Consider the following 15376-nt stretch of genomic DNA (forward strand, 5'->3'; position numbering starts at 1 on the left):
TCATGCAACTTAATAAGATACCAACAACAATAGTAACGGGATTCTTAGGTAGTGGTAAAACCACTTTATTGTCTAATGTATTAAAACAAGCCGCAGGTAAACGCATTGCGGTTATTGTTAATGAATTTGGTGAGCTCGACATAGATTCTGATTTATTACGTTCTTGCCCATTGGACTGTCCAGAAGGCGAAGAAAGTAGTCAACGTAGTGACGATGGTTTCTACGAGCTAGCGAATGGTTGTATTTGCTGCACAGTAGAAGAAGAGTTTTTGCCTGTAATGGAACAATTGGTTGCGCGTCGTGCTGACATTGATCATATCTTGATTGAAACCAGCGGATTAGCGTTACCAAAGCCTTTAGTTCAAGCCTTTAACTGGCCAGGAATCAAAGAGTATTGCACGGTTGATGCGGTAATTACGGTTGTCGACGGCGAAGCTGTTGCAGCAGGACGCTTTGCCCATGACGAAGACCAAGTACAAGCACAACGCCAAGCAGATGAAAGTCTTGATCACGACCCAAGCTTACAAGAATTATTGGATGATCAATTAAGTGCGGCTGACTTAGTCGTCGTCAGCAAAAATGACTTATTAGATGAAGATGCTCGTGCTCGCGTTCAAAAAATCATTGCCCATGAAGTGCCAAATACAGTGAAAACCGTTTATATCGAGAATGGTGAGGCTGCATTAGATGTTTTATTAGGCATTGACGCTGCGACAGAAAGTCGTATTGATCATGTACATAATCATCACGATCATCACCACGCATACGGCGCACATCATGATCATGCACACGATCACTTTGATTCTTTTGTAGTGACCTTAGGCGAAGTGCAATCAGACCTTCTTCAAGAAACGTTAACTCAATTAGTAGAAGAACATAACATCTTCCGAGTAAAAGGTTTTGCTGCGGTTCATGGCAAACCAATGCGCCAAGTGTTTCAAGTGGTTGGAACGCGATTAGACCGTTACTTTGACCGTCTATGGGAAGCGGATGAAATTCGTCAAACTCAATTGGTCTTCATTGGTAAAGGCATCAAAAAAGAAGAAATTGAAAATATTTTGCATGATGCGTTAAGCGCCTAAGCGAGTAGAAAAAAGTGCATTTATTAGCGGCCAAACCGGGCGGATTCGTAGACGATGAAGGCATTGTCGATCTCGGACAATCACCAGCGGATTTGGTGATATTGGCCGCAGCGGATTCTGTATTGGGTGCACTCGGCAGTGCGCTTGATCAGGTCGGCTCTTTAAATAGTTCCTATGATGGATTGGAGGCATGCAGATTACCGAGTGTTCGTCTCGCCAATTGGATGCAGCTTGTTAAACCCGCTGCGTATGATTTGTATGAACACAAAGTTCTAGAACACGCAAAGGTCGTCGTGGTGTCCTTGTTGGGTGGCGAGCATTATTGGTCGTACGGTTTCCAACAGCTACAAATCTGGGCGAAAGCCAAACCAAACCGCACCTTGATTCTGGTGCCGGGTGACGACACGCCAGACCCTGCCTTGATGCAAGTGTCAACATGTTCAATGGAAGATGCTCATCGAGTGTGGCGTTATTTACGTGAAAGTGGGCAGAGCAACAGCGAGCAATTTTTCCATTTCCTAGCGGCACAGTATTTTGATGTTGTAACTCAATGGTTAGAGCCTGCGCCTTTACCCTCCGCCTTAATTTATCATAACGGCAAAGCGTCCAGCTTGATTGAGTGGCAAAGCCATTACACAGCATCTTTAGCAAACAAACCCGTGGCGCTGGTGGTATTTTATCGCTCCCATCTGCAAAGCGGTAACACGTCAATGTTTGATGACTTGTTGGCAATTATTGAGCAAGAAGGCCTCGTGCCGTTGGCGATTGCCGTCAGTTCGTTAAAAGACCAAGTATCGGTCGAACTGGTCGAAACTCTGGCAGAACAAACTCAAGCCAAAGTCATTTTGAACACCACAGGCTTTGCAGCGAACAGAGTCGGCAGTCCAGATTTGGCGTCTGAACCAACCGATTTTCAATCGGCGTTCACTTCTCCTATCCCTGTTTTACAACTTATTTTATCTGGTAGCACGCAAGAAGACTGGGAAGGTCAAATTCAAGGTTTACGCAGTCGTGATGTTGCCATGCAAGTCGTGTTGCCTGAAATGGACGGGCGCATCATTACCCGAGCGATGAGCTTTAAAGCTTTGAGTCATTACAACGACGCCGCACAAATAGACTTGATTCGTTACGAGCTTCATCCAGAGCGGGCGTGCTTTGTCGCTCAACTGGCAACGCGTTATGCGAATCTAGCCAACAAACCAAACGCCGAAAAACGCATTGCCTTTATATTGGCAAACTACCCAACCAAAGACGGGCGAATTGGCAACGGTGTGGGATTAGATACCCCCGCGTCGACCATTAATTTGCTGAATGCATTAGAAGACGCAGGTTATCCCATTGCGGATATTCCAGAACATGGCAACGCCTTGATAGAAGAATTGCTTGGCGCGGTAACAAACAACCCTAATACACTTCATGAACGTGGTTGCTGGCAGAGTTTGTCTTTAGAAGACTACTTAACTTACTTTTATCAGTTACCGTTAGAAAGCCAAAACGCAGTTTGGGATCGTTGGGGACCACCAGAAGAAGACCATAAATGCCGAGAACAAAACGGTGAACGACGACTCATGTTGGCGGGCATTCGGCTTGGTGAAACCTTTGTTGGCATTCAGCCAGCGCGAGGCTTTAATCTTGATTTATTAGCGAATTATCACGATCCAGACTTAATTCCACCTCACAGCTATTTGGCCTTTTATTTTTGGTTACGTCATGTGTATAAAGTGGACGCTTTTGTGCATGTCGGAAAACACGGCAACTTGGAATGGTTACCGGGAAAAGGTACTGCTTTGTCTGACATGTGCTGGCCAGATATTGCACTTGGGCCAATGCCAAATTTTTACCCTTTTATCGTGAATGATCCGGGCGAGGGCGCTCAAGCCAAACGTCGAACACAAGCCACCATTATTGACCATCTCATGCCGCCGATGACGCGCGCCGAAACCTACGGTGAAATGGCAGAATTAGAAAATCTTGTGGACGAATATTACCAAGCCATGGGCATGGATATTCGCCGAGAAACTTGGTTACGCGAACAGATTCTTAAAAAAGTCCAAGAAACGCATTTATTGGAAGAGCTGGCCATTACTCAAAATACGAATGATGACATCAGTAATGACGATTCGGTTTTGGAAGGCTTAGACACCTATCTATGTGAGATAAAAGAAGCGCAAATTCGCCACGGTTTGCATCGTCTTGGTGAATTACCAGAAGACGATAAACTCGCTGATACGCTGGTGGCGTTATTGCGTTTGCCTCGCGGTAGTGACATCACCAGCCAAGGGTTTCTTCATGCGCTCGTAAAAGACTTTGGTTTTAACCAAGACGAATTTGACCCAATGCAAAGCCTAAGTACGCCTTGGCTTGGGAACAAACCAGATGATTTATTAAACATCAGTAATGATGTTTGGCGAACGCACGCAGACACCAAAGAACGACTTGAATTATTTGCTAAAAAATTGGCACTCACTTACTTGATTGAAAACAATTCTACTGTGGACTTAATGCGCTCTTATCCACAAACAGCGCAACTTTTATCACACAGTAAAAAAACCTTAATGCTCGCCTTAGAAAAGAGTGCACAAGACGAAATTGCCGCTTTGATCACAGGTTTGGCGGGTGGCTTTATTCCACCGGGCCCAAGTGGTGCGCCAACAAGAGGGCGACTAGACACTTTACCGACAGGGCGTAATTTTTTCTCTGTGGACAATCGCGCGATTCCATCGCCAGCCGCGTGGGCAATTGGTCAGCAATCCGCAGAAGCCTTGGTTCAACGACACTTACAAGAACATGGCGATTACCCGAAAGACTTAGGCTTGTCCGTTTGGGGAACCGCAACCATGCGAACGGGCGGGGATGATATCGCACAGGCGTTTGCTCTGATGGGCGTTCGTCCTATTTGGGCGGCAGGGTCGAATCGTGTCACCGATTTTGAAATACTGTCTTGTATGCAATTAGGCCGTCCAAGAGTCGATGTCACCTTACGAGTATCAGGTTTTTTTCGCGATGCGTTTGCTAACGTGATGCGACTTTATGATGCGGCGGTACAAGCCATTGCAGACTATCCAGAACCGGGCACAGGCAATACGATTCGAGCCAATGTTCAAGCGCGAAAACAAACCCTACTTGACCAAGGAATGGACGAAGAACTGGCAAATCGCCAAGCGTCTTACCGAGTATTTGGCAGCAAACCGGGCGCGTATGGTGCAGGCTTACAGGGTTTAATAGACGAACGCTGTTGGGACACCAAAGCCGATTTAGCAGAAGCCTATGTAAACTGGGGCGGTTACGCTTATGACGGAAATACCTGCAATGGCAAGCAAGATGGTGTTGAAGCCAAATCCGCCTTTGTGGAACGTTTGTCACAGCTAGACACCGTGGTGCAAAACCAAGATAACCGCGAACACGATATTTTAGATTCAGACGATTACTATCAGTTCCAAGGTGGTATGACGAACGCGGTGACAGCGTTCGGCGGTCAAGCGCCAAGCGTGTATCACAATGATCATTCTAATCCGAGCTCGCCTAAAATTAGAACCTTGCAAGAAGAGTTAAATCGAGTGGTTCGATCACGGGTCTTGAATCCGAAATGGATCGAAGCCATGCAAACCCATGGCTACAAAGGCGCGTTTGAAATGACCGCCACGGTAGACTATTTATTTGCCTATGACGCGACCACAGATTTGGTGTCAGATTATCAATACGAAATGGTCACGGATCGTTTGTTACTCGACCCAGACAACCAAGCGTTTATGCGCGATAATAACCCGCATGCGTTAGAAGAAATGGGCGAACGCCTACTCGAAGCGATTCAGCGTGGCATGTGGCAAAATGCGGAACAACATCGCGAACAAATTCAATCTCTGTTGCTTGACCTAGATCAGCAACAGGAACAAGAAGATAAACGCCAGTAACCTTGGGCAGAGGCTTACTGGTAACCTTATGAGCATTCCATATTTGAACGCCATCAGAGTCGACAAAGAGAGAGGCAATGAGCAAGATAATGAGCAAGACAGAATCAGTCAAAAAACAAGGCATTATGATTTGTGGTCACGGCAGCCGTGATAAAGACGCAGAACGTGAATTCGGTTTAGTCGCCAAAGGACTAAAAGAACGTTTTCCACATTTGCCTGTTGAATACGGTTTTTTAGAGTTTTCCGCACCAAACATTCACATGGGACTCGACAGCTTATTGTCTCAAGGCGTGGAAGAAATTTACGCAGTGCCGGGCATGTTATTTGCCGCCACCCATGCGAAAAACGACATTCCATCTGTATTGACCACGTATGAAGAAAAGAACTCAGGTTTACAAGTCACTTATGGTCGTGAACTTGGCTTACAAGACGACATGATTGAGGCCTTCCAAGCGCGTATTTATGAGTCGCTTGGGCTTGATCCACAGAACCCACCAGAGAACCTATACGACACATTATTGGTCGTCGTCGGTCGTGGAACATCTGATACTTCCGCCAATGCGGAAGCCGCAAAACTGACTCGTATCGTTAATGAAAATATGGGCTTTGGTTGGTCAGACACGGTTTATTCTGGTGTGACTTATCCGTCTGTTGGTGTGGGTTTAGAAAACTTAATGAAGTTGGGTTATAAGCGTATCGTGGTCGCGCCTTACTTTTTATTCACAGGTCGATTGATCAAGCGTATTCAAGGTTATGTGGATAAAGTGGCACAAGCGAATCCAACGATCGAGTTTATCCAAACGCCTTATCTGAGCGACCACCCACGTGTTATCGATGCGTTTCAACACCGCGTAGAAGAAATCATGCAAGACACATTGCCAGCAGGTGAAGAAACCTTGATGAATTCCTTCAAGCGTCGCTTAGCGGCTGGCGAAGTAGATGTTCACCATCATCATGCTGAATTTGTTGATCCTCAAGATGACACGCAAGGCTTGTCTGATTTTGACGTGAAACACGCGCCTTTGTTGTCAGCGACTGAAGCGCATTCTTCAGTCTTAACAGCACACGCGCATTCACATGATCATAGCCACAGCCACGATCATTCACATGGGCATTCACACGATCACAGTCATGGACACTCGCATGGTCACGGCCATTCCCATGGCGTGTACAAACACATTGGTCACCCAATGGGGCCAAGAACCATGATAGGCGAAGGGATTTGTTGTTGTTTCATGGGACAGTTTACGGATGAGATCTTGGAAGAAGAGAAACACAAGATAGAAGGCGACTGTACTAAGACTGCGTTTGCTCATAAGAAGTAATTGGTTTGTTTTTAATTGAAATGCCCAGCAGATGTTGGGCATTTTGGTTTGTTCTTGTTCCTTCCCCTTTCTTCAAGGGGAAGGCTAGGATGGGGTTGTTTCTGTTTTGTTAGTTTCCATTCAAATGCTTTGTAGTTGGGTGCATTTTTCCGCCCTGCTGGGCGGGTAACTTTTTGCTAGCGCCCAAAAAGTAACCAAAAATTCGCTTGGTCAGAATCTTAACGCCTCGTTTTCTATTGTTATTTGTGTATCTCCTACGTGGTCTTTTACGTAAGGTATGTAGAACTTATGTGGATAGGTTAGGGTATATCGAACACGGTCACCCGACCATCGAGCTGTCGTGCAATGGCTTGCATCGAATCATTTTTTCAGTGACCTAAATTCAGATAATAAGTGTCATAAGTCCTTGTAAGAAGGGTTGTGAATAAGTCTTATCTTTTATGGTGATATATACAGTTTATTTTTTAAGTAGCCAAATTTTTGCGCGTTTTGTCTAAGAAATAATCATTGTTTTGCGCGTTTGTACTGGTAGATGAATAAAAAGTCTTTTAGTATCAATGGATAAGTATCTTCAGCGTAAGTATTTTTAGGAACGAACGCGCTGGGCTTTCCTAATAAAGAGATGTAATAACGCGCATGCGCGTTTATCTATTTTCTAATTTTTTGAATAGCTTTATAAAATACTGAAAATTCAGTTAGTTATAGGGATATTTAGACAGTTTTTAAAATATGTAAACGCGCATGCGTACTATTAAGCTGTTAGTTGCTTTGGAGTATCGATGAGTATTGAAGAGTCAATTATATTAGGTGTAGTGTCAGGTGTTCTAACTGCTACTTTTATTTTCTTACTAAAAGAGTTTTGGCTTAAAGTCTTACTACCATGGTATCAAGGGTTTAGGTATCAAGGTGCTGATATATCAGGAAGTTGGTTTGCAAACTATGACGATAAAGATGAATTAAACTCGAAATCAACTCATTCAGTCGTTTTAAAACAAACTGCTCATAGAGTATCTGGTTCAATGCAAGTCACTTTCACCTCAGACCAGAAAAAATTTAATATAGATTATGATTTAGTTGGTGAATATTGGGAAGGTTATCTAAATCTAACTTGTCGCAGTAAAGACCGAAAAATGTACGCTCATGGCTCCATGTTTTTAAAGTTAATAAATAATGGTAGTGGCTTGTTAGGGCAATTTAATTTTAGGCATGCTTCTGATGATGAGGTTGTTACAGTCCCATTAGGTATAGATCGCAACTAACAAGTCACTCAAAAGGACAAATAATAGTTGGTTTTTGCTCCTGCGTCGCTTATTTTAACCAACTATTATTTGCCTCTTAGTGAGTCGTTGAAACTGTAGAATTTCTCCAAAAAAACATTTTCATGTTCTTTTTTAATGCTATGTTATCTAATCTCTATTATTTGCTACAGTTGAACGTGATAGCTAATTACAAACCTGACTTATCCTGCCAGAATAAATTCATTCCGATTGATTTCGCACAACAAATTATCCCCAGTACATTTGAGTACGCGCTTTCCCACATAAAATTTGTGATTCATAAAGTTTGGGGTCAGATCAAAAACGATTCTTTCAAATGCACTTTTCTGACTCCAACTTTGAGGCATTCGCAATAACATGGAAATCCAAAAAGTAATCCCAACGGATTTAGATACGGTGACGGCTCTTGTGAAAGAGGTGTCAGAAGTCGATGTGCTTCCTTGGTTCAATTCACAAGGTCAGGAAGAATACAAAGGGCGAGTTTTACCTGATTTGGCGACGACGTTTGATGAGGGTAGATTCTTATCCATTAAGGCGGTTTCTGACGGTAAGTTGCTTGGTTTTGCAGCACTACGAGACGGAAATTATCTAACGCATTTGTTTGTTTCTCAGTCGTCGCAAGGTGTAGGGTTAGGTCGTGAGTTACTGCGCTTTTTATTGAACGCTACGGAGGCAAAGGAAGTCAGTTTACGTTCCTCTATTAATGCCGTGGGTTTCTACGAACGTAATGGTTTCATGGCGACAGGCGAAGAAGCTGAGTTTAATGGCATTCGGTTTGTGCCCATGACGTTAGTGCAAAGTTAGTCATTTAAATAATGGGTATCAGAGTTAAATTTTCTTAAAAAACCTTGTAAGATCAATGAATATAAAGACTCAGTAAGAAAAATGCACATGTGTGTTTTTCAATTTTTATGTTTATGAAAGGAGTGGGTTTTGATTTCAGGTTATAAGGTCAGTTCTGACACAAGTGATATGGATTTTTCGGTTATCCATGAATATGTTTCTCGATCTTATTGGGCTAAGAATATCCCATTAAGTACGATGGAAACGGCGATTAATAATTCACTGTGTTTTGGTGTGTTTACTGATGCAGGGAATCAGGTGGCGTTTGCTCGAATGATTACAGATACGGCGACGTTTGCGTATTTAGCGGATGTTTTTGTTCTAGAGGAGCATCGTGGTAAAGGCATTAGTAAGTTGATAATGGAAAACATTATGGCGCACCCTAAGCTGCAAGGTCTTCGCCGTATGGCGCTGGCGACCAGTGATGCCCATGGCCTTTATGAGCAGTTTGGTTTTAAAGCGTTAGCGTCACCAGAGTCATTCATGGAATTACATCAGCCAGCAGTCTATGAGTAAGTATAAAAAGAAAGCGAGTTTGGGGTCAGATCAAACACAATTTTTCAAGTGTAGAAATGCTTGAAAGGATAACTTCTTTTTCAACCTCCTAAGTAAATCGAGATCTATTACAAGTGCTTCTGTAGTAGTTGCGCTTGCCCTAGAACGGCAACAACTAGGATGAAGTCATTTTCTTTGGTGTAATACGCAGTGTGTTTGCCAATAGGGAAGTAAAAACCACCTAGGTATATTTCGTTGCAGTCTTTACCTAGTTTTGGGTTGTCCGCAAGCATTTGAAACCCTGATAAAAGTGTTTCTTTGTAGTTTCGCCATTGTTGCTCAGAAAAGTTGTCAATGGTGTAACGTTTGATTTTATGTAAGTGCTGCTGAGACAATGAACTCAGTTTGTATGATTTTTTCTGCATATCGGCATGCTACAACGAATTCAAAAAGCTTTGACCGTCCACCACATCATCTTTGGCTAGGTCTTTTTTAGCTGAGTCGAAACAGTGTTTTAGGTATTCTGTTTTCATTACTTCAAGTTCTTCGTAGTCTTTGATCGACATCACAACGACGGCGTCTTTGTTATTTTTGCTGATTTTCACAGGCTCTCGTTGAGCGTTCATCAATAATTCGCCGAAATTTCGTTTGGCATCATTCGCTGTAAGTGTGTTCATCTTTAAGATCCTATAGTTGAAAGCAATATAGATGTCGAATTATAGTGTTTCGTGTGAATAGATCAATACGATTAAATCGTGCGATTTTTATTGAGTGAAGCCAGAGTTAAATCAAACCAACTCTGTTCCCAAACTTCACCTAAAACAAGTCACTATGTGATCCAACAAATATTCTAAAGAATAGCCGCATTATTTACCCCATTTATCGATGTTGGGTAGGCAGCGATACAAGATCCAATGGTAGATTCGTTGTGGAACGAATGTTTTCATCAATTTAAAGAAAACCGCGTCTATGGTACCAGCCACTCGTAATGGTGGATTGTTGGCTTTCATCACTTTTAATACTTTACGGGCGACGGTATGGGAGGTTGATGGGGTTAGCCTCATGATTTTTTCAATGAAGTTTTCCATGTTAACGTAATGCTGGTAGTAGGGAGACTGTGTTTCTTCAGATGAAAGTTTGCTTAATTCTGTCTTTTTGACTTTTTCGAATCCTTTTGAATTGATAAAGCCTGGTTGAACCAATGTGACTTTAATGTTCCACGGTTTTAGTTCATACCACAAACTTTCTGTCGCGCCTTCAAGTGCATATTTAGACGCGCTGTAGACGGCCATTGTGGGCATGGCCATTTGCCCCCCCATTGACGATATATTAATAATTTTCCCTTTTCTTTTGTGTCTCATACTGGGTAAACACAATCTGGTTAGTTCCATAGGTGATCTGAAATTGGTGTTCATTTGCATTAGTCGATCTTCTTCTGAAACATCTTCGACGACGGCTCTAAATGTGAAACCTGCATTATTAATAAGAATATCTACGCCATCGTGATGTTCATTAATTTCGTTTATCAATTCGCATCGCATATCTGCAGAGGTGATATCAAGCGGGCGGAGTAAAATATCATCACTTTCAACAATGCCTTCGTCAGCAAAACGTTCTATTGAGTTCGGCCTTGCCGTTAACACCACACAGTATTTCTTACTCGCTATGACTTTTCGGGCAATCTCAAGGCCTAGGCCAGCCGAAGCACCTGTAATCAATACAACGTCTTTTTTCATTTTACTTTTCTACTCTCTAATACAATGCATCTAAAGAGTGTACACACATCAAATACCTAGTTCTAGGATCAAGGAATGAACAGGGCTGTCACGTTAAAAATTCAAGGTGAATTGGGCAGAGTCAAATTACTCTAAGTGGCGGATTGGGTTGAATAGGAATATGCTAAAAGCTCAGTGAACACTGGGCTTTTTTGTGCTTAAGCTGTGGTTAATAAAATCACTCTTTTCTGAGTGTTTTCTTATTTTAATTAACCTTTTTTGACCCACTCGATCTGGATGAATTAAGAGGTTGTACTGACATCTTTTTTGAGATGAGAGGGCTTATTATGAAGGCCTTGCTTGTTCTCTAGGTCTAATTCTATCCGCACTTAACTGTCTGAAACTGGTAATTGGCTTACTAGAGCTTTGTTCAATACAGACTGTCGCTAAGTGCAGAAAACCTGTTTTTTCCTGATGTTTCCATCGATCAAGAACAGGCTATTTATGTCAATAGACCTTGTAAAACCAGACCCTGTAGTGGACTGCTTTCGTAACTTACTCGTAAATTGGATGGAAGGTATTGAAGGCGGCTTCGCAGAAGTGACCAGGGTCATTAAAGCGGCGATTTATGTTCAACGCGCTGATGTTAGTCATTTCTTCATCATTCAATTCAAAGTCGAACAAGGCTGCGTTTTCAATCATTCTGTGAGACTTGGTTGTCTTAGGAATAATGGCTGTGCCGCGTTGCACTCCCCATCTTAGTACAACTTGTGCTGGCGTTTTACCGAGTCGTTCCGCAGCCGCTTTAACAACAGCTTGTTCCAAAACAGACTCTTCTTGTTGTGCCATGTCTAATTCTAAGTAAGACAATGCGCCAAGAGGCGAAAAGGCTGTCACTGGAATATCATTCATCTTACACAAGCGAATCAATCGTTCTTGAGTTAAATAAGGGTGTGATTCAATTTGTAACATCGCTGGTTTGATGCGTGCGTAACTTAATAAGTCATGCATTAGGCCTGTGTTGTAGTTGCATATGCCAATACGATGAACCAGTTTTTTATCAACCAATGATTCCATTGCTTTCCAGGTTTCGATGAGTGGCACTTTTGCTAGTTCCAAGCCTGGCTTCGCAGCATCTGGGTCAGCAAACCAACCTGCTGGGTAGCGTTCTTCAATTGGGACGTACTTCATGGCGATTGGAAAATGGATCAAGTACAGATCTAAGTAATCTAGCTGTAGGTCTTTTAAGGTTTTCTCTAACGCCAGCTGTACATGTTCTGCTGCGTGATGTGTGTTCCAAAGCTTCGATGTAACCCAAAGGTCTTCACGTTTGCAAAGCCTTGCATCAAATGCTTTTTTGAAGCCATGACCCACTTCAACTTCATTGCCATAGTCACTGGCACTATCGAAATGGCGATACCCAAGTTCAATTGCTTCATATACGCGGTCTGCGCAGTCTTCTTGTGCAATTTTCCATAGGCCAAAACCAACAGGAGGGATTTTATTTGCTTCGAACATATTTTTATTATCCTTGTAGTAGGTGTCTTTTTTTAGATTAATCCGCTGCTTGCTCATTCTAGATGTCTTATTACTTTCTGAAATACTCTCTACATTGACCGTCGGACTTACTATCTTCGATAGTTTTTCGTTTTGCCATATTCAGCCGCTTTTAACGCTTGTTTCTCTCGAACACGTTCAGCATCTTCCAGACTGAGTTCTGCTGGTTCGCGTGGCGTAAGGCCTTCAGGAATAATTCGGTATCGAGGTGACAGGGCAAACTGCTCAGATGAAGGTCTAGGTAAATTTTTAAATTTATACAGATAGAAAACTTCAACTTTTTCCCGCGCCCAGTCATTTTTCTTGAGAAATTTCACACTGGATTCAATGCTGGGATTCGTCTTGAAACAGTTGACGTTTAGGTAGGCGAAAAGGATGTCAAAGCCGTAATGGTCAACTATTTGTGTCAACAGATCTTGTAAACCCAGGCCGTGTAGTGGGTTGCTTTCGTAATTGATCTCATCCGTCATCGTCGCGTCCGTAAAAATCTAATAGGGTTTATGATGCGCTATCATACCTGTCACTGCACATACAAAATATAAATATCACTCACCTTTATTGTTTTGTTGCCTGTTCTGTTATTCGACTTTGATAGTCCATAAAGGCTTTTACTAATCCGCTATAAAGCTCTTCTGTTGTTGGCACTATTTTAAGGTGTTGCGCTAGGCAGGTGTGCACTTCTGGTTTTATGCGTCCATCATTCTGGTTTAATTCATAACATACATTAATAGGGTAAATGAGCTCTTCTATTACTACGTCAATTAATATACAGGCTTGGACTAAGACAATTTTTGTTTTGGATTGGGTGGTGAGTATCCGTTGTGCTGTCCCAATGATTTTTTTGCCTTGGATATTGACGTTGTAGCTCCCATCGCAATAGGAATAAGGCGTGGCGTGTATGTCGGCTGCTATGTTTAGTTGTTTAAAAAATAAAGTCAGGACATTACATAAGTCTTCATAACCCTGTTTTATGAGGTCTGGAGATTGCTGATCACAAAGATAAATGTGAGAGATATTAATTACGCCAGAGGTTTGTGGAACCGGTGCGCCGCCTGTTCGTCTGGGTAGAATTTTCCAACCATCTTTTTGTAGTTGAGCGACTAGTTCTGGATTGGCTTGCCACTTTTTACTAGCAGGTAATACGATGGTTTTGCCTTCGGCTTGCCAGAGCAGTAAGGCTTGTTTTAGGTTTCCTGTTTGAACTTGGTTGAGTAACTCTGCTTCTTTTTCGAAGGCGTTGCTTACTGTGGTATCAGTAAGACGTACTATCTTGTATTTGTTGGTTTGCATTACGACTCCGTCAAAGAAGAATAGGGCAAGATTGAGTCTACCTTGCTTCAATAAGCCTAATTTCAAAAATATTAATTGTCCCAATTAAGAGATTGAACTGTTTCAAAATTTCTTTACAGATAATACGTAAAGTAGGTGCAATCTGTCTGTGTTTTTCTGTCATTCATTATATCGTCCTCACAATGTTTTTCTCTCATAGTTTTGGCAAGAGTATTTAGACTTGATAGATACCTCTCCATTACTTGAAGTAAGTTTTGGAATGAACTTTTAGGTAGTATGATTTATTGTTTTGATCAAAATAATTTCAAATTCAACTAAATTCATAAAGCCAAAGTAATTTCAAAAAAATCAAGTTTCATCTATTGCTGTAAAAATGAAAAAAAATACTAAGATCTGATGCTAGATAAGGCCGTGTTTTATTGCGCATAATTATTTATGTTTTCGACTCTCTAGTATCTTCCTTTCTGATTTGTTTTAGGGTCTTTAAGCTATATGTGGCGTAGCTAATGAATCGAAAGCAGTCCAATAGTAACGTGCTTATTTTAGTTGGTTTTGGTTAATAAATAGAGTCACTAATCAGGGAGCGAAAAGAGGCTAATAGAAAGCAAAAAATGCTATTTCATCATAACAACTCATCTTTCACATTTCTTGAAATAAGTCTTGAAATAAGTATTTGGATAACATAAATTACAATTTGATCAAAAAAAATTAGATCGAAAAAATTTAAACAAATAAAGGAGTTTAGGAGAGTGCAGAGCCCGTCCATCGCTGTAGAGGCGAAAAATATAACCAAGGTTTTTGGTCATGGTAAACAACATTTTAGAGCGTTAAATGATGTATCTGTCTCCATCCGTGAAAACGAATTTTTCACTTTACTCGGGCCATCAGGCTGTGGCAAAACAACTCTTTTACGTATGTTTGCTGGTTTTGAACATCCAACTCAAGGTGCAATATTATTACATGGTAAAGACATTGCTCACCTTCCTCCATTCCAACGCCCGATAAATACCGTCTTCCAGAATTATGCTCTTTTTCCTCATATGACAGTGGCGAAAAATATTGCCTTTGGTCTAGAAATGCTCGGCAAGCCAAAAGCAGAAATCGAAGAAACTGTTGATCGCATGCTTGATCTAGTACAAATGCAAGCCATGCGTGATCGTGTTACCAGCCAAATTTCAGGTGGACAACAGCAAAGGGTAGCTTTGGCTCGCGCTCTTGCTCCTTCACCAAAGGTTCTTTTGCTGGATGAGCCATTATCTGCATTGGATTATAAGCTACGTAAGGAAATGCAGATTGAGCTGAAACGTTTACAGCATGAGACTGGTATCACCTTTATTTTCGTCACCCATGACCAAGAAGAAGCGCTTACCATGTCAGATCGTATCGCTGTTATGTCTGGCGGACGTATTTTACAAGTTGGTTCACCTCACGATATTTACGAACGCCCAGCAGAACGATTTGTGGCAGATTTCATTGGTGAAACAAACTTTTTGGAAGGTAAAGTTAGCGTATTGGAAGAAGGTGACCGACTTAGTGTCACATTGGATGCTGGTACCGAAGGAAAACAAATACAGGTAGCATTTGATCCACAGAACTCACCGGAAACGGTACAAGCTGGGCAACGCATTACGTTGACAGTTCGTCCAGAACACGCCCAAGTCTTTCCAATAGGGTCAACATCTGATGACCCAATCATATCTGGTAAATTAGAGAACATTGTTTACTTCGGGACTGATACGCATTATCACGTCAAATTAAGCGATAACAGTATATTTATTGTACGCCAGCAGAATAGCCAGATCCGTGGCGACGTACTGGTCCAAAATGAAATGGTTAATATTCATTTCTCAATGGATTCAGCACGAACTTTATGGGATTAGT

Annotated in this window: 13 protein-coding genes; 7 read left to right on the forward strand and 6 right to left on the reverse strand. The window is 41.9% G+C overall.

The features are described 5' to 3' along the window. The first annotated feature begins 2 nt into the window (after positions 1-2). From cobW to IF202_RS09540, 6 genes are all read left to right on the forward strand, one after another. The gene (cobW, locus tag IF202_RS09515; RefSeq protein WP_191594678.1) at positions 3-1082 is read left to right on the forward strand and encodes a cobalamin biosynthesis protein CobW; all 1080 of its coding nucleotides are present in this window, start codon (positions 3-5) and stop codon (positions 1080-1082) included. A gap of 14 nt (positions 1083-1096) precedes the next feature. Further along, complete coding sequence (cobN, locus tag IF202_RS09520; RefSeq protein ID WP_191594679.1) at positions 1097-4993, forward strand: cobaltochelatase subunit CobN; 3897 nt, start codon at positions 1097-1099, stop codon at positions 4991-4993. Between the two features lie 89 nt (positions 4994-5082). Beyond that, complete coding sequence (locus IF202_RS09525; protein WP_191594680.1) at positions 5083-6318, forward strand: sirohydrochlorin chelatase; 1236 nt, start codon at positions 5083-5085, stop codon at positions 6316-6318. A gap of 779 nt (positions 6319-7097) precedes the next feature. Beyond that, entirely contained in the window at positions 7098-7577 is a 480-nt protein-coding gene (locus tag IF202_RS09530) for a hypothetical protein (RefSeq protein WP_191594681.1), read from the forward strand. Positions 7578-7952: 375 nt separating this feature from the next. Next, on the forward strand, positions 7953-8399 hold the full coding sequence (locus tag IF202_RS09535; protein ID WP_191594682.1) for a GNAT family N-acetyltransferase: 447 nt from the start codon (positions 7953-7955) through the stop codon (positions 8397-8399). 129 nt (positions 8400-8528) lie between these two features. Next, the gene (locus IF202_RS09540) at positions 8529-8954 is read left to right on the forward strand and encodes a GNAT family N-acetyltransferase (RefSeq protein WP_191594683.1); all 426 of its coding nucleotides are present in this window, start codon (positions 8529-8531) and stop codon (positions 8952-8954) included. Between the two features lie 107 nt (positions 8955-9061). Here IF202_RS09540 and IF202_RS09545 read toward each other — a convergent pair whose 3' ends face one another. From IF202_RS09545 to IF202_RS09570, 6 genes are all read right to left on the reverse strand, one after another. Beyond that, on the reverse strand, positions 9062-9358 hold the full coding sequence (locus tag IF202_RS09545) for a type II toxin-antitoxin system RelE/ParE family toxin (RefSeq protein ID WP_191594684.1): 297 nt from the start codon (positions 9356-9358) through the stop codon (positions 9062-9064). A 9-nt stretch (positions 9359-9367) separates the two neighbouring features. Continuing rightward, positions 9368-9610 carry a type II toxin-antitoxin system Phd/YefM family antitoxin gene (locus tag IF202_RS09550; protein ID WP_191594685.1) on the reverse strand — a complete coding sequence of 81 codons (243 nt, stop codon included), beginning with the start codon at positions 9608-9610 and terminating at the stop codon, positions 9368-9370. A gap of 189 nt (positions 9611-9799) precedes the next feature. Further along, the gene (locus IF202_RS09555; RefSeq protein WP_191594686.1) at positions 9800-10669 is read right to left on the reverse strand and encodes an SDR family NAD(P)-dependent oxidoreductase; all 870 of its coding nucleotides are present in this window, start codon (positions 10667-10669) and stop codon (positions 9800-9802) included. A 534-nt stretch (positions 10670-11203) separates the two neighbouring features. Continuing rightward, complete coding sequence (locus tag IF202_RS09560; protein WP_191594687.1) at positions 11204-12166, reverse strand: aldo/keto reductase; 963 nt, start codon at positions 12164-12166, stop codon at positions 11204-11206. 110 nt (positions 12167-12276) lie between these two features. Then, entirely contained in the window at positions 12277-12675 is a 399-nt protein-coding gene (locus IF202_RS09565) for a VF530 family protein (protein WP_191594688.1), read from the reverse strand. An 85-nt stretch (positions 12676-12760) separates the two neighbouring features. Then, positions 12761-13495: a lipoate--protein ligase family protein gene (locus tag IF202_RS09570; RefSeq protein WP_191594689.1), complete on the reverse strand. Its 735-nt coding sequence runs from the start codon at positions 13493-13495 to the stop codon at positions 12761-12763. Between the two features lie 749 nt (positions 13496-14244). Between IF202_RS09570 and IF202_RS09575 the strand changes: the two genes are divergently transcribed. Beyond that, positions 14245-15375, forward strand: a complete 1131-nt coding sequence (locus tag IF202_RS09575) for an ABC transporter ATP-binding protein (protein ID WP_191594690.1) — start codon at positions 14245-14247, stop codon at positions 15373-15375. Position 15376 lies beyond the last annotated feature (1 nt).

Origin of the sequence: Marinomonas colpomeniae (assembly GCF_014803385.1) — a bacterium.
GTDB classification, from domain to species: Bacteria; Pseudomonadota; Gammaproteobacteria; order Pseudomonadales; family Marinomonadaceae; genus Marinomonas; species Marinomonas colpomeniae.

Coding starts and splice junctions, on each gene's coding strand:
- cobW (WP_191594678.1), top strand. CDS start 3: ATGCAACTTAATAAGATACCAACAACAATAGTAACGGGATTCTTAGGT.
- IF202_RS09525 (WP_191594680.1), top strand. CDS start 5,083: ATGAGCAAGACAGAATCAGTCAAAAAACAAGGCATTATGATTTGTGGT.
- IF202_RS09530 (WP_191594681.1), top strand. CDS start 7,098: ATGAGTATTGAAGAGTCAATTATATTAGGTGTAGTGTCAGGTGTTCTA.
- IF202_RS09535 (WP_191594682.1), top strand. CDS start 7,953: ATGGAAATCCAAAAAGTAATCCCAACGGATTTAGATACGGTGACGGCT.
- IF202_RS09545 (WP_191594684.1), bottom strand. CDS start 9,358: ATGCAGAAAAAATCATACAAACTGAGTTCATTGTCTCAGCAGCACTTA.
- IF202_RS09550 (WP_191594685.1), bottom strand. CDS start 9,610: ATGAACACACTTACAGCGAATGATGCCAAACGAAATTTCGGCGAATTA.
- IF202_RS09555 (WP_191594686.1), bottom strand. CDS start 10,669: ATGAAAAAAGACGTTGTATTGATTACAGGTGCTTCGGCTGGCCTAGGC.
- IF202_RS09560 (WP_191594687.1), bottom strand. CDS start 12,166: ATGTTCGAAGCAAATAAAATCCCTCCTGTTGGTTTTGGCCTATGGAAA.
- IF202_RS09565 (WP_191594688.1), bottom strand. CDS start 12,675: ATGACGGATGAGATCAATTACGAAAGCAACCCACTACACGGCCTGGGT.
- IF202_RS09570 (WP_191594689.1), bottom strand. CDS start 13,495: ATGCAAACCAACAAATACAAGATAGTACGTCTTACTGATACCACAGTA.